The sequence below is a fragment of the Kitasatospora indigofera genome (assembly GCF_014655955.1).
GTDB lineage: Bacteria > Actinomycetota > Actinomycetes > Streptomycetales > Streptomycetaceae > Kitasatospora > Kitasatospora indigofera.
On record NZ_BNBO01000019.1, the window covers coordinates 86,750 to 100,362 of the forward strand.

Annotated in this window: 12 protein-coding genes; 2 read left to right on the forward strand and 10 right to left on the reverse strand. The window is 75.8% G+C overall.

Annotated elements, in window-relative coordinates:
- Positions 1–362: 362 nt before the first annotated feature.
- The 5 genes from IE329_RS18275 to IE329_RS18295 are packed head-to-tail and all read right to left on the reverse strand — an operon-like array spanning position 363 to position 5,829.
- Entirely contained in the window at positions 363–1,496 is a 1,134-nt protein-coding gene (locus IE329_RS18275; protein WP_190211969.1) for an FAD-dependent monooxygenase, read from the reverse strand.
- Between the two features lie 25 nt (positions 1,497–1,521).
- Positions 1,522–2,112, reverse strand: a complete 591-nt coding sequence (locus tag IE329_RS18280) for a GTP-binding protein (RefSeq protein WP_190211970.1) — start codon at positions 2,110–2,112, stop codon at positions 1,522–1,524.
- Positions 2,113–2,117: 5 nt separating this feature from the next.
- The gene (locus IE329_RS18285) at positions 2,118–2,534 is read right to left on the reverse strand and encodes a DUF742 domain-containing protein (protein ID WP_373311225.1); all 417 of its coding nucleotides are present in this window, start codon (positions 2,532–2,534) and stop codon (positions 2,118–2,120) included.
- On the reverse strand, positions 2,531–2,965 hold the full coding sequence (locus IE329_RS18290; RefSeq protein WP_073922754.1) for a roadblock/LC7 domain-containing protein: 435 nt from the start codon (positions 2,963–2,965) through the stop codon (positions 2,531–2,533). The genes IE329_RS18285 and IE329_RS18290 overlap by 4 nt, the downstream gene beginning before the upstream one ends.
- Complete coding sequence (locus IE329_RS18295; protein WP_229927552.1) at positions 2,962–5,829, reverse strand: nitrate- and nitrite sensing domain-containing protein; 2,868 nt, start codon at positions 5,827–5,829, stop codon at positions 2,962–2,964. The genes IE329_RS18290 and IE329_RS18295 overlap by 4 nt, the downstream gene beginning before the upstream one ends.
- 626 nt (positions 5,830–6,455) lie before the next feature.
- Here IE329_RS18295 and IE329_RS18300 point away from each other — a divergent pair.
- A complete protein-coding gene (locus tag IE329_RS18300) occupies positions 6,456–7,055 on the forward strand; it encodes a DUF5994 family protein (RefSeq protein ID WP_190211971.1) in 600 nt (199 codons plus the stop codon).
- Positions 7,056–7,090: 35 nt separating this feature from the next.
- Here the strand turns inward: IE329_RS18300 and IE329_RS18305 are convergent, their stop codons facing one another.
- From IE329_RS18305 to IE329_RS18315, 3 genes are all read right to left on the reverse strand, one after another.
- On the reverse strand, positions 7,091–8,218 hold the full coding sequence (locus IE329_RS18305; protein WP_373311227.1) for a PP2C family protein-serine/threonine phosphatase: 1,128 nt from the start codon (positions 8,216–8,218) through the stop codon (positions 7,091–7,093).
- Positions 8,219–8,300: 82 nt separating this feature from the next.
- Complete coding sequence (locus IE329_RS18310; RefSeq protein WP_190211973.1) at positions 8,301–8,723, reverse strand: MarR family winged helix-turn-helix transcriptional regulator; 423 nt, start codon at positions 8,721–8,723, stop codon at positions 8,301–8,303.
- 88 nt (positions 8,724–8,811) lie between these two features.
- On the reverse strand, positions 8,812–9,996 hold the full coding sequence (locus tag IE329_RS18315; RefSeq protein ID WP_190211974.1) for a M48 family metalloprotease: 1,185 nt from the start codon (positions 9,994–9,996) through the stop codon (positions 8,812–8,814).
- A gap of 243 nt (positions 9,997–10,239) precedes the next feature.
- Between IE329_RS18315 and IE329_RS18320 the strand changes: the two genes are divergently transcribed.
- The gene (locus IE329_RS18320) at positions 10,240–11,355 is read left to right on the forward strand and encodes a CapA family protein (protein ID WP_190211975.1); all 1,116 of its coding nucleotides are present in this window, start codon (positions 10,240–10,242) and stop codon (positions 11,353–11,355) included.
- Between the two features lie 226 nt (positions 11,356–11,581).
- On the opposite strand, the gene IE329_RS18325 is transcribed toward IE329_RS18320, so the two are convergent.
- Complete coding sequence (locus IE329_RS18325) at positions 11,582–12,289, reverse strand: TetR/AcrR family transcriptional regulator (protein WP_190211976.1); 708 nt, start codon at positions 12,287–12,289, stop codon at positions 11,582–11,584.
- 62 nt (positions 12,290–12,351) lie between these two features.
- On the reverse strand, positions 12,352–13,590 hold the full coding sequence (locus IE329_RS18330; protein ID WP_190211977.1) for an MFS transporter: 1,239 nt from the start codon (positions 13,588–13,590) through the stop codon (positions 12,352–12,354).
- Positions 13,591–13,613 lie beyond the last annotated feature (23 nt).

Below are 13,613 nucleotides of genomic sequence, written 5' to 3' on the forward strand. Positions count from 1 at the left end.
CGCCGGCCGGGCGGGTGCCACCCACGGGTGCGGCAGGGCGGGAATGCCGGGCCGGGGACCGGTGAGGCCCGGCCCCGGAAGCCCGGAACCACCGGGGACCGGCAGGCCGGGGCCTGCCCCTCCGGGGCCCGCCGGGCCGGTGACGGCGAGGTGCGGATTCGTCTGATCGGGCTGTTTCATGGGTGCCGTTTCTGATGCCGTGTCATCCGTTCGGCTCAGCATTACCCGGGCGTCCGAAGGCGTATCCGGCAACAGAAACAGTCATATCAGCCGACAAGAATGGGGCCCCGCGGCAAGCGGGGCCCCACCAGGTCGAACAGGTCGGAATCAGTGCCGGCGCACCGGACGGCCGTACGAGGGGATCAGTACGGACGTACGAGGAAGTGTGCCGCGCCCGGGATGCCGACCTTCAGCAGCTCGTCCTCCTCGGGCGTGGTGGCGGTGCCGGTCTCCTGCTTGAGGATCGCCCGGGACAGGCTCTGCACCCACATCGCGCGCGGGCGGCGGCGGGCCTCCCAGGCGGCCAGCGCCCCGGCCACGTCCGCCGCCGCGTCCAGGCTCTCGGCCAGCACCAGGGCGTCCTCCACGGCCATCGCGGCGCCCTGGGCGAGGTGCGGCGTGCTGGCGTGCGCGGCGTCGCCGGCCAGCACCACCCGGCCGACGTACCAGGCGTCCTCGACGGTGACCTGGGAGATCCGCGAGTACACCACCGCGGCCGGGTCGGTGACGTGGACCAGGGCCGCGGCCACCGGGCCGGCGAAGGAGGCGAGGCGCTCGGCGAGCTGCTCGTGGGCGTGCTCCGGGTCCGGCCGGAAGTCCTCGGCCTCGGCGAACACCGTGCCCAGGTACATGGTGTCGTCGGTGATGGGGGTCAGCAGCGCCTTGGCGTTCAGGTTGCCCGCGCTCATCACCACACCCCGCACCTCCGGGTCGCGCGGCACGGTGACCCGCCAGTTGGCGAAGCCGGTGTACTCGGGCTCGAAGCGGTCCCCGTACAGGCGCTTGCGCAGCGGCGAGCCGATCCCGTCGAAGCCGACCACCAGGTCCCAGCGGCCGGAGCTGCCGTCCGAGAGCGTGACGTCGACGCCCTCGCCGTCGTCGGCCAGCTCGGTGATGGTGGTGCCGAAGCGGATCTTCGCACCGGCCTCCGCGGCCGCCCGGCCGAGCACCTTCGCCAGCGCCGGGCGGGGGATGCCGTTGTTCGAGGGGGCGTCCGCCATCCGCGGCTGCGGGATCTTGGCGAGGGTGGCGCCGGCCGGGTCGCAGATGGTCAGCACCTCCCACTCGAAGCCCGCCGCCAGGCACTCCTCCAGCACGCCGATCTCCCGCATCACGTGCAGCGCGTTGGAGGGCTGGATGATGCCGACGCCGAGGGCGTCGAGCTCGTCGCGCAGCTCGGCGACGTCGACCTGGTGGCCGCGCCGGGCCAGGGCGGTGGCCAGGGTCAGGCCGCCGATGCCGCCGCCGTGGATCAGGACGCGCAGGGGTGAGGACATGACGGGGGTCTCCAAGGGGGGTGGGTCAGCCGACCGGGGCGGCCAGCGGGGCGGGCAGGGTCATCAGGTGGTCGACCAGGGCGAGCAGCAGGTCGCGGCCGAAGACCCGTTCGCGGACGTCGCCGAGCAGCAGCGGCACCTGCGGGTCGAGGTCGAGGGCGGACCTGATCTCCTCCGGGGTGCGGGTGTTGCGGCCGTGGAAGCAGTTGATCGCGACGACGAAGGGGATGCCCCGGCTCTCGAAGAAGTCGATCGACGCGAAGCTGCTCTCCACCCGGCGGGTGTCGACGATGACGACGCCGCCGAGCGCGCCGTTCACCAGGTCGTTCCACATGAACCAGAAGCGCTCCTGGCCCGGGGTGCCGAAGAGGTACACCACCAGCTCCGAGCTGATGGTGATCCGGCCGAAGTCGAGGGCGACGGTGGTGGTGTCCTTGTTGTCGACGCCGCTCAGGTCGTCGACGCCGATGCTGGCCCGGGTCAGGTACTCCTCGGTGCGCAGCGGCGCGACCTCGCTGAGGGCGCCCACCAGGGTGGTCTTGCCCACGCCGAAGCCGCCCGCGATCAGGATCTTGACGGCGGCGGGCGCCGTCTGGCTGTTCGTCCCGATGGTCATGTTCGTCAGAGTCTCCGGAGTCCTTCGCGGACGGCCGTGAGCAGGCCGAGGTTCACGCCGCCGCCGCCCGCGGCCACCGAGAGCGGCGCGCGGGCGAGCAGCAGGCCCTGGGCGATCAGGTCGCCCAGCAGGATCTTGGTCACCGAGATCGGCAGGTTGAGTCCGGCGGCCACCTCGGCCACCGCCGCCGGGCGGCGGCAGCGGTCGAGGATGAGGCGGTGCTCGGGCTGGAGCCCGCGCGGGGTCCGGCCGGGCCGGCCGAACTCCGCGCGGGGGCCGTCCTGGACGGTCGTCAGCACGGTGATGAGGGTGAGGTCGTCACGCTCGGGGGCGGTCCGGCCCCGGGTGATGGTGTAGGGGCGCACCATCGTGCCCGTCAGGTCGTCGTCGTCCTCCTCCTCGTCGCTCCAGTGCGGCCTCACCCTCGGCCGCCCCGGGCGGCGAACGCGTCGAACTCCGAGCGGGCCGGGGTGGTCAGCTTCTGGCCGACCTGCTGGACGAGGGTGTGCATGGCCATCGACATGACCTCGGCGTCGACGTCCTGCGAGGCCACCACCGCGAGGTGGGTGCCCTGGGCGGCCGCGATGATGAACAGCCAGAGGTCGGCGAGCTCGACGATCACCTGGTGGACCTGGCCGCCGTCGAAGAGCTGTCCGACACCGCGGGCCAGGCTCTGCTGGCCGGTGGCGACGGCGGCGAGCCGCTCGGCGTCCGACCGGTCGATGCTGCGGGAGTGGCTGACCACCAGGCCGTCGTCGGAGAGCAGAACGGCGTGCCGGGTGCCGGCCACCGAGTCGACGAGTCCGTCCAGCAGCCAGTCCAGGTCCTGATGGGTGGCTATCGTGCGCGTCATGTCCGGTCTTCCGTCCTAGGGGTGTTGGGATCCGTCAGCGATCCGTCCCACGGGGACGGGCTCGGTGCGGGAACTGCGGGGTGCTGCTGGTTTCCGGTCTCCTCGCCCTGGCCGCGCGCGGCCCGGGACTGTCGCTGGAAGGCGCCGATGGCGGCTCCGGACCGGCGCGGTGCCGGCCTGCGGAAGACGTCCTCGGCGGGTGGCGGGGACTGCGCGGGCAGCCCCTGTTCGGGCGGCGGCAGCCGGAGTTCGGCGGCCAGGTGGGCCTGCCGGACCCGGCGCGGCAGCGGCTTCTCGTCGGCGGTCAGCGCCTCGCCGGACCGGCCGCCGTGGCCGTAGGCGTCGGGCGGCGAGGACCAGGAGGGCCGGGCGGCCTGGCGGTCGTGCCCGGTGGGGGCGTGCTCGGCGTACGGGTGGCTGGTGCCGCGGCGGGCGTCGCCGCCGCCGTACCCGGCGGGCTCCGGGAGGCCGAAGGCGGGCGCCGGGTCCGGCTCGCCGAAGGCGTCCGGGGTGTACCCGGCGACCGGGAACCCGTCGTCGGGGAAGCCCGGGACGGGCAGCCGGGGCGTCACCGGCCGGTCCGCCCGGAACCGGTCGCCCGCGAAGCCGTCGCCCGCGAAGCCGCTGCCCGTGAAGCCGTCCGCGGGCAGGGCCTCCGCCCCGAAGCCGGGGGCGGGGTGGACCTCCGTCCCGTAGGCCTCGGTCCCCGTCCCGTAGCCGTCCGTCCCGTAGCCGTCCGAGCCGTGACCGGCGGCCGGGAGGCCGCGGCGCGGGTGGTCGGCGCCGGAGTACTGCGCCCCGGCGAACTCGGCCTCGGCGTAGGTCGGTTCGGCGAAGCCGGGCTCGCGGTGGTCGGCCCCGGGCAGTTCCGGCAGCGGCAGGACGGTCGCCGTCGGCTCGGGCAGCGCGGCCGGGACGCCGGCCAGCGCCCGGCCCCGGCTGCGGGAGGGCAGCGGGATGGGCTCGACGGGCACGGCGTTCTCGTGCTCCGGGTTGCCGTCCGAGACCAGCTCGGCCGGGACGAGCACGACCACCCGGGTGCCGCCGAAGGCGGACGGCCGGAACTCCACCCGCAGGCCGGTGTTGGCCGCGAGCCGGGCCACCACGTAGAAGCCGAGGCGGATGTCGTCGGCCTTGGCCAGGACGTCCATCCGGGGCGGCCGGCTCATCAGCTCGTTGGCCGCGGCGAGCTGGTCCGGGTCCATGCCCAGGCCGCGGTCCTCGATCTCGATCGCCAGGCCGCGTCCGACGACGGCGGCCCGCACCTCGACCGGCGTGGGCGGCCGGGAGAAGGTGGCGGCGTTCTCCATCAGCTCGGCGAGCACGTGCGCGACCGGGCCGACCGCGCGCTCGGACAGCCACGGGCTGCCTTCGACGTCCAGCATGATCCGGCGGTAGTCCTGCACCTCGCCCTGGGCGGAGCGGAGCACGTCGAGCAGCGGGACGGGCTTGCGCCAGCGGCGCTGGGGCTGGCCGCCGGCGAGGATCACCAGGTTCTCCTCGTAGCGGCGCAGCCGGGCGGTCAGGTGGTCGAGGTCGAAGAGGCCCTCCAGGACCTCCGGGTCCTCGTGCCGGCGCTCCAGCTCGTCCAGCTTCTTGAGCTGGAGGCCGATCAGCAGCTGGGTGCGGCGGGCGATCCGCTGGAGCAGCCGCTCGAAGCCCCGGTACTGGTCGGCCTGCCGGACGGCGGTCTCCAGGGCGCTGGTGCGTGCCAGGTTGAGTGCGTGGCCGAGCTGGCCGAGCTCGTCGCTCCCGGCCGCGCCGCCCTGCTCGCCGACGGCCCGGCTCTCGGCCTCGACGTCGACCTGCTCGCCGCGGCCGAGGCGTTCCACCACCTCGGGCAGGGTGCGCTCCAACTCCTCCGCCTGGCCCTGCAGATGGATGATCCGGCGGCGCAGCGAGCGGGTCAGCCGCCAGGTGGTGATGATCACCGCGACGACCGCGAGCAGGCCGACCAGGGTGGTCAGCGCGACCTTGACGAGCAGCGCGATGATGCTCGACTTGCCCACCTCCACCACGCCGGCGGTGCGGGTCTCCATCAGCTTCACCAGCTGCGGGTTGACCTGGTCGACGGCCTGGCGCCACTGCTCCTGGAGCGGCGGGAGCTTGACCCCGCCGCTCGCGTCGGTGGCGGCCGGGCGCATCAGCGCCTGCTCGACGGTGGCCTTGGCCTGCCAGGCGGCGCTGTTGGTCAGCGCCTGCCAGGCCGGCGCCTCGGCGGCCGGCAGGTAGGGGGTGATCTTCGTGGTGAGCAGGAAGGACTGGTTGCCGATGGACTGCTGGACCAGCTGGAGCTCCAGGGTGCTCAGCTTCCCGCTCTGCCAGCCGCGGGCCAGCACCGCGTCCTCGCGGGCGAGCATCTCCTTGGCCCAGAAGGCGTCGACCAGGGCCCGGGAGATGTACGTCATCTCACCGTTGTCCACGTGGCTGAGCGCGGTGAACAGCGAGAGGTCCACCGAGATGAGGTCGGTGTAGTAGCTGAACACGGCCTGCTGGTCGGCCGCGCCGCGGTCGATCATGGCGCGCTGCGCCGAGAGCTGCGTCATCGCCTGGCGGGCCTGGAACACCGCCGACCGGACCTCGGGCGGGGCGTCCGCGGCGACGTCCTCGGAGAGCGCCTGGAAGGTCCGGACGGCCTCGTCGGTCAGCTGGCGCTGGCGGCGCAGGGCCTCGGTGGACGCGCCCGGGTCGACCAGCGCCTCGGCGCTCAGCCGGCGCTCCTCCTGGAGGTTGTAGTAGACGATGTTGGACGGCTGCCCGGCCTTCTGGGCCAGCAGGCCCTGTCCGGCCTGCCGTTGGAAGTCGAAGACGGTCTGGCCGCTGGTCACCGCCCACAGCGCGGCGAGCGCGAGGCCCGGTACCACCGCCAGGACGAGGAGCGCCGTTCGCAGGGACAGCCTCGGGGGCTTCGTTCCGGCTCTGCCGCCTCTGGGGCTCGGCGGCCCGGCGGCCGCCCCCTGACCAGGTGAAGCGGTCCGCCGATTGGCACGCGCGCGCAGAGCATTCTCCTCTGGGATGGCGGTGTCCGTCGGGACGACCGTCTGGAGTATGGCTTTTGACGAAGCGATACTAGTCATACTGTGTTACGGGAGTGAAAGTGCGCCCGTCCTATGGACGTCGGGCGGGCATAGCCCGAGGTGACCTCCACGGTTCGTGCACGCCGTCCGGGCCGGTCGACCGCACCGGCCCGGACCGATGTACATGACGGGCGGCACCGGCACCCGCGGGCCGCGGCGCGGCGCCCGCGGGGCGGAGGCCCGTCCGGACGTCAGAGCCGTTCCCCGGCGATGGTGCCGGCGCGACCGCCGACGGGCGGGCCACGGCTGTGGAACGCGGCGGGACCGGCCGGATCCGGTCCGCCCGGGACGCCCGGATCGACCCCCGCCCGCAGTAGGGTTGGCGTACCGAGGACGTTGCGGACGCCGGCATCCGGACCGGCGTCGCCCCCGGACAGTCACCCGGTTCGTCGAGAGCCGGAGACGGGCACGCCATGGCCACCGACCGCACCTTCCCGTACCCGATCTTCCAGGCGCCCGGTCTGCTCGGCCCGGTGGACCGCCGCGGCGCGCGGTTCACCCTCGACCCCTCGCACTCCCACAGCGGCATGTTCGACGGCGCCTGGTGGCCGCGCTCGCGCGACCTGGCGGGCGAACTCCCCGCCCTGATCACGGCGCTGCGCCGCCGGGTCGGCCCGGTCCTGCACGTCGGCGTCGAGCGGACGGTCTGGAACACCGTGCCGGACCGGATCACCGTCGACGGGCGGGTGGTACGGATCAACTGCTTCTCCTCCAGCGTCCACACCATCGGCGTGGGCGGCGGCCACCAGGACCACTACCTGCTGCTGGTCGTCCCGCCGCGGACCCGGCCGACGGTGGCCCGCACCGCGATGGCCGCGGCGGCCGCCCCCGGCAACAGCACCCTGGCGGCCCGGATCCTCACCGCCGCCTCCCTGGCCCGCCCCGCCGCTGCCGCCCGCACCACCAGGCGCAACGCCACGGCGAGCTGGCCGCCCCCGTGGCCGCCGCCGTGGCCGGTCCCGCTGCCGCCCGGGCCGCAGCCGCTGCCGCCGCTGCCGCAACCGGGCGGCTGACCGGCGGGCGGGGCCGAGCGGCCGGGAGCGTACGGTCAGCGCCCCGGCGCGGCCCCGTCGGGGCCGAGGCGCTCGACGGCGACCAGCGCGGCGTCGTCGCCCAGGTGCCCGCCGGCGTGCGCGAGCAGGTCGCGGCGCAGCTGCGTCAGCAGTGCGGCCGGATGCTCGTGGGCCCACCGGCCGATCCGCCGGTCGAGGGGGTAGAAGCTCCGCCCGGAGTCGCGGGCCTCGATCACGCCGTCGGTGTACATCAGCAGCCGGTCGCCGGGACGGAACGGGAAGACCTCCACCCGGTAGCCGTCCGGGGTCAGGTCGCCGAGGCCGAGCGGCGGGGCGGGCCGGCGGGCGGTGAGCGTGGTGACCGTGCCCCGGTGCAGCAGCAGCGGGGGCGGGTGGCCGCAGTCGACCATCCGGACCTCGGCGCCGTCGTCCGGGATGTCGAGGATCACCGCGGTGATGAAGGACTCGCCCGGGTCCTCGCCCCCGGCGGGCTGGGTGTGGTCCCAGCGGACGCTGCCGTCCAGGTGGGCCGCCAGCTCGGGCAGGGTGGGGTGCAGGTGCGCCGCCGCCCGGAAGGCGCCGAGCAGCAGCGCGGCGTCGCCGAGCGAGGCCAGGCCCTTGCCGCGGACGTCGCCGACCAGCAGCCGGGTGCCGGTGGGGGTGCGGGCGACGGCGTAGAGGTCGCCGCCGATCAGAGCCTCGGCCTCGGCGGCGAGGTAGACCGAGGCCAGCCGCAGCGGTCCGATCCGGTCGGGCAGCGGGCGCAGCAGGACCCGCTGGGCGGCCTCGGAGACCGAGCGGACCTGGTGCAGCTCCCGCTCGTGCCGGGCGCGCAGCGCGCGCAGCAGCACGATGAAGGCCGACACCCCGACCAGGGCGGCGACCTGCGCCAGGTGGTTGGCCGTGGTCAGCCCGTCCCGGAGCAGGCCGATCAGGACCTGCGCGCCGACCGCCAGCAGCGCGGCCACGGTGGTGGCGAGCACCCCGCCGAAGGAGGCCGCGAGGGCGGGCGCGACGATCAGCAGCGGCCCCAGGTGGATCTCCGGCGGCGCGAGGATGTCGACGACGGTGATGGCCACGATCAGCGCGAGCGGGATCACCTGCAGTGCGCGGCCGGGCCGCCACCACCCCTGGGGTCCGGGAGAGCTCCGCAGCGGGTACACGTCTCCTCTGTACACCGGGCCCGTGCGGGGCGCCATGCGGCTCGCGGGGCCCGCGTGCGCGGCGGGCCGGGCGGGCGGCGGGTCAGTCGGCCGCGCCGTAGCGGGCCAGGTAGTCGGCGAACCGCGCGACGTCCTCGTCGTCCCAGTCGGTGAACCGCTCGGTGAAGGAGAGCCGCCGCTGCTCGGCGGCCTCCCGCAGCAGGGTCAGCCCGGCCTCGGTGGGCCGCAGGATCTGGCCGCGCTGGTCGTCCGGGTCGGTCTCCCGGACGAGCAGCCCGAGTTTCTCCAGCGCGCCGACCTGCCGGCTCACCGTCGACTTGTCGAGCATGAAGTACGAGGCGACGTCGGCGGCCCGGCAGCCGCCGCGCTCGTTCATCAGGTCCAGGATGCTGTACGTGACGAGCGAGAGGTCGGGGTGGAGCTGCGAGGCCTTGTGCCGGGCCCGCCGGGCGAAGGCGGTCAGCTCCCGCTGGATGGTGTCGATCGACGACTCGCGGCCGCTCACGGGCACCTCCTCGGCTTCGGGCGGACCGGCTGCGCCGTGCCGCTGACATGTTGTTGCACAGTACAACGTCGGGCGGGATCGGGCCTGTTCAGGGGGCCGGCCGCCAGGCGCGGGCGGCGGCGATCCGGCGCACCGCGCTGGGGTGGGTGGCGAACAGCAGCTCCAGCACCCGCGGCGGGTCGACGTCCGACACGTTGGCCACCGCCAGCCTGCGCTGCATGGCGATGAACCGCTCGCGGTCGCCGGTCAGCTCCAGCGCGTGCCGGTCCGCGCGCGCCTCCACCCGCCGGCTGACCGCGCACTGCGCCGGGCCGGCCAGCGCGCCGATGAGCGCCGCGCAGGCGGCCATCAGCGGCAGCACCCGCGGATCGGCGGCGGACCCGGCGCCGGCCGCCGAGAGCAGCGGCTGCCGGCCGGTGAGCAGCCCCAGCGCACAGACCGCGAGGGCCGCCCCGAGGGCGCCGAGCAAGGTCCCGGTCAGCACGTCCCGGGCCTTGACGTGGCCCAGCTCGTGCGCCACCACCAGCTCCACCTCGCCCGGGTCGGCGGTGTCCAGCAGGGTGTCGTAGGCGACGATCCGGCGGGTGGCGCCGAGACCGGAGACGTACGCGTTGAGCGCGGTCGTCCGGCGGGAGGCGTCGGCCACCAGCACGTCCCGCACCCGGACGCCGTCGCGGGCCGCCAGCGCCAGCAGGGCCTCGCGCTGCGGCCCGGGCGGCATCGGAGCGAAGCGGTTGAACACCGGCTCGACCACCAGCGGGAAGAGGAAGGACAGCGCCGCGGTCAGCAGCGCGGCGCCGGCCGCGGCCGGGATCCACCAGCCGTCGGGGGAACGCTCGGTCAGGGCGAACAGGACGAACACCACGGGCAGCGCCAGCAGCAGCGACAACGCCAGGCCGCGCAGCGCGTCCGCGGCCCAGCCGCCCCAGCCCTGGGTGACCAGCCCGTACCGGCGGCGCACCGCGGTGACCCGGGCGCCGAAGGGCAGTGCGACGGCCTGGCCGAGCAGCAGGAGCGCGGACGTGCCGGCCAGCACGGTGGCCGTCCGCCCGCCGCCGAACAGCCCGCCGGCCGCCGTCACCAGGCCGGCCCCGGCCGGGGTGAGGCCCAGCCCCAGCGACAGGGCCAGGCCGGCCAGCCGTCCGCCGATCGCCCAGGGGGACTGCGCGCGGCGCAGCGCGCGGCCACGGGCCCGCTCGGCGGGGGTGAAGTCGTCCGCCCCCGGTGCGGGGCCGGTGTCCGGTGCGGGGCCGGTGTCCGTGTCCGTGCGCATTCCACTCCCCGGGCTCGTGGGCCGGCAGCTGCCTGGTCCAGGATCGCGCACCGGCGGGGGCGCGCGCACCGCCGCGTCCCGTCCGGGCCGCCCGGCGCCGGGGCGGGGGGCGCGGCCTCCGGGCGCCGCGTGGGCCGTGCGGGCACCCGGCGGCGCACCGGTCGATGTGGACGCGGGGTGAAGGGTACGAGGCCGGGTGGCGTAGTCTGTCCGCGCTCTTGCCGACCCCCGGGGGGAACCTCCATGCGCCGCGTCGCGCCCGTGCTCGCACTGTTGCTCACCCTCGCCCCGGTGGCCGCCTGCGGACCGGACGACCCGCCCCGCGACCGCGCCGCGGCCGCCCCGCCCGTCCCCACGGACGCCCCGGCGACCACGGCCTCGCCGACCGGCGCGCCCCGGCCGGAGGGCGTGATCACGGTGGCCTTCGCCGGGGACGTCCACTTCGAGGGCCGGACCGAGAGCCGGCTGGCCGTGGCCGCGCCCGAGCACGCGCTGGGCCAGATCTCGCAGACGCTGACCGACGCGGACCTCGCGGTGCTCAACCTGGAGACCGCGATCACCGGGCGGGGCACGCCCGAGTCCAAGCTCTACACCTTCCGGACCTCGCCGAAGGCCCTGGACGCGCTGAAGGACTCCGGCGTCGACGTCGTCTCGCTGGCCAACAACCACGCGGTGGACTACGGCGCCGACGGCCTGACCGACACGCTGGCCGCCAAGGACGCCTCGCCGATCCCGGTGGTCGGCCTCGGCCGCAACGCCAAGGAGGCCTACGCCCCGTACCTGACGACCGTCCGCGGGGTGAAGGTCGCGGTGCTGGCCGCCAGCCAGGTCGAGGACCTCACCAACCAGAAGTGGCGGGCCGGCGCGGCCAAGCCCGGCATAGCCTCGGCGCTGGACGTCCCGGCGCTGCTGAAGGCCGTCGAGCAGGCGAAGAAGCAGGCCCCCGTGGTGATCGTCTACCTGCACTGGGGGGACGAGGGCAAGGCCTGCCCCACCACCGCGCAGACCGGGATCGCCAAGAAGCTCGCCACCGCCGGGGCCACCGCCGTGGTCGGCACCCACGCCCACACCATGCTGGGATCGGGCATGCTCGGCAACACCTACGTCGGCTACGGCTTCGGCAACTTCCTCTGGTACGGCACCTCCGACTACCCGTTCTCCGACGAGACCGGGGTCACCACGCTGACCCTGACCGCGGCCGGCAAGGTCACCGGCGAGAGCTTCACCCCCGCGCTGGTGGACGACGCCGGGGTGCCGCAGCCGCAGAGCGGCGTGGCGGCGGCCGCCGCCCTCAAGCGCCGCGACGGCCTGCGCGGGTGCACCGGCCTGGCCGCCGCCCCGGCCGCCGCGACCCCGTAGGGCCCGGCCCGGCCGCTGCCCGCTGCTCCGCTCAGTGCTCCGCGCCGCCCCGGCGGGCGGCCTCGCCGGCCTTCCGGCAGCCCTCGGCCTGGACGTCCGCGTGCTCGAAGCCCCGCTCCCCGAGCAGGTGCCGGACGGCCGCCGCCGGGCGGGGCGGGGCGGGGCGGGACTGGACCGGGGGGCTGGACGGGGCCGGGCCGGTCAGGGGCCGGTGACGGCCAGGGGCTCAGGCCGTGCGGGCGCGCAGGGCCTGGTCGAGCTGCCGGTCCAGCTCGGCGGGGTCGGCCGGGCCGCGGGCCAGCAGGGCGCGGTAGTAGAGCGGCGCGAGCAGGCCGTCCAGCAGGGCGGCGGCCTCCTCGTCGGCCACGGCGGCCCGCGGGTCCAGCTGCGCCAGGCAGGCGCGGACCCGCTCGGTGTCCCGGGCCCGCAGCTCGCGCAGGAAGCCGTCGTGCAGCAGCTCCGCCGTCCGGGCGTCGAGCTGGGCGTGGCCGACGAGGGCCTGCAGCACCCGGCCGGCCGGCGCCTGGGCCAGGAAGGCCGCGAACCGGTGCAGGTAGCCGCGCAGCTCGGTGACGGTGTACCCGGCGTCCCCGGCCGGCTCCGGCCAGGCCAGCGCCTCCCCGGCGTCCAGCACCAGGTTGTCGTACAGGATGTCGACCTTGGACTTCCACCAGCGGTAGATGGTCTGCTTGGCGACACCGGCCCGGGCGGCGATGCCCTCGATGGTCAGGCCCTCGAAGCCGCGCTCCACCAGCAGGTCGTCGGTGGCGTTCAGGACGGCCAGCCGGGCGGCCTCGTTGCGGCGCGGCCCGCTGCTGGGCTGTTCGGCGGCGGCGGGGCCGGCCGGCCTGGTGGCGGCGATGGCGCTGGAGTCCTTCCGGGCGGCTGCGGGCCGGCCGTCACGCCGGTGGCGGGGGCCGTGATCGGCGCCCATCCTCTCACGGTGCGCCGGGCCGCCCTCCTGGCGCGCCGGGCCGCCGTCCGGCCGCGGCGCGCTCACTCGCCGGTCCGTCCGGCGCGCGGGAGGCCCACCGCGACACCGGCCGCGAGCAGGGCGACCAGCCCGCTGAAGATCACCCCGGCGGTGCGCAGCCCGGCCAGCTGGATCAGCACGCCGACGCCGATGACGGGCACCGACAGCATCGAGTACAGGATCGCGAAGAAGGTGGAGACGGCCTCGCCGCGGCGCTGGGGCGGGGTGCCGCCGTTGATCACGCCCAGGCCGTTGCCGACGGCGACGCCGGTGGCCAGGCCGTTCACGGCGGCGCCCGCCACCAGGGGTGCGGCGGACTCGGCGAGCAGGGCGGTGGCGATCAGGGCGGCGGCCAGCACCAGGCCGGCGCAGGCCACCGGCAGGGCCCGGCGCGGGGGCAGCACCCGGGTGGCGAACTGGCCGAGGGCGGTGCAGGTGAAGGCCAGGAAGACCACCAGCCCGGTCAGCGCGTGGTTGGTGAGGTGCAGCAGGCCGCCCAGGAAGAGCCCGGTGACGGCGGTGAGCACGCCGAGGACGGCGAAGCCGGAGCCCGCGGTGAGCGCGGCCCGCAGGAAGGCGCCGCGGATCCCGGCCGGCACCCGCAGCGGCTGCAGGCGCAGGGCGGGGCGGGTGCGCTCCCGCACGCTCTCCGGCACCAGGACGAGGGCGGGCAGGGCGGCGGCCAGCAGGATCAGCGTGACCGTCCAGGGCAGCCGCAGCGGCGAGCCGGCCCACTGGGCGAGCACGCCGGAGATCAGGGTGCCGGCGGCCAGTCCGCCCATGTTGGCGGCGATCGCGACGCTCTGCGCCCGGGCCCGGCCGTCCGGGGGCGCCAGGTCGAGCAGGGCGGCGGTGGCGCTGCCGGTGATCAGCGCGGCGGAGAGCCCGGACAGCACGCGGGCGGCCAAGATCCAGGCCAGGCCGTCGGCCGCCAGGAAGAGGCCGGCGGCACCCGCGGCGAGCAGCAGGGCGACGGCGACCACCGGGCGGCGGCCGATCTCGTCGGAGAGCCGGCCGAGGACGAGCAGTCCGGCGACCACGCCCAGCGCGTAGACCGCGAAGATCACCGTGACCATCAGCGGGGAGAAGCCGAACTCCCGCTGGTAGAGCGGGTAGAGCGGGGTCGGCACGGTGGTGCTGGTCATGGTGGCCCAGAAGGCGTAGGCCAGCGCGGGCCGGGCCGCGGCGCCGGCGCGGAACCGCCCGCCGATGCGGTCACGGAGGCCGGCGCGGGCTCCCGGCGGGCTGTCGGTGGTGGTCATCCGGGCGGCTCCTCAAGCTGGAC

Bases quoted from the DNA above. Each gene is read 5' to 3' on its own strand.
- IE329_RS18275 (WP_190211969.1), bottom strand. From the start codon at position 1,496: ATGTCCTCACCCCTGCGCGTCCTGATCCACGGCGGCGGCATCGGCGGC.
- IE329_RS18280 (WP_190211970.1), bottom strand. From the start codon at position 2,112: ATGACCATCGGGACGAACAGCCAGACGGCGCCCGCCGCCGTCAAGATC.
- IE329_RS18290 (WP_073922754.1), bottom strand. From the start codon at position 2,965: ATGACGCGCACGATAGCCACCCATCAGGACCTGGACTGGCTGCTGGAC.
- IE329_RS18300 (WP_190211971.1), top strand. From the start codon at position 6,456: ATGGCCACCGACCGCACCTTCCCGTACCCGATCTTCCAGGCGCCCGGT.
- IE329_RS18315 (WP_190211974.1), bottom strand. From the start codon at position 9,996: ATGCGCACGGACACGGACACCGGCCCCGCACCGGACACCGGCCCCGCA.
- IE329_RS18320 (WP_190211975.1), top strand. From the start codon at position 10,240: ATGCGCCGCGTCGCGCCCGTGCTCGCACTGTTGCTCACCCTCGCCCCG.
- IE329_RS18325 (WP_190211976.1), bottom strand. From the start codon at position 12,289: ATGGGCGCCGATCACGGCCCCCGCCACCGGCGTGACGGCCGGCCCGCA.
- IE329_RS18330 (WP_190211977.1), bottom strand. From the start codon at position 13,590: ATGACCACCACCGACAGCCCGCCGGGAGCCCGCGCCGGCCTCCGTGAC.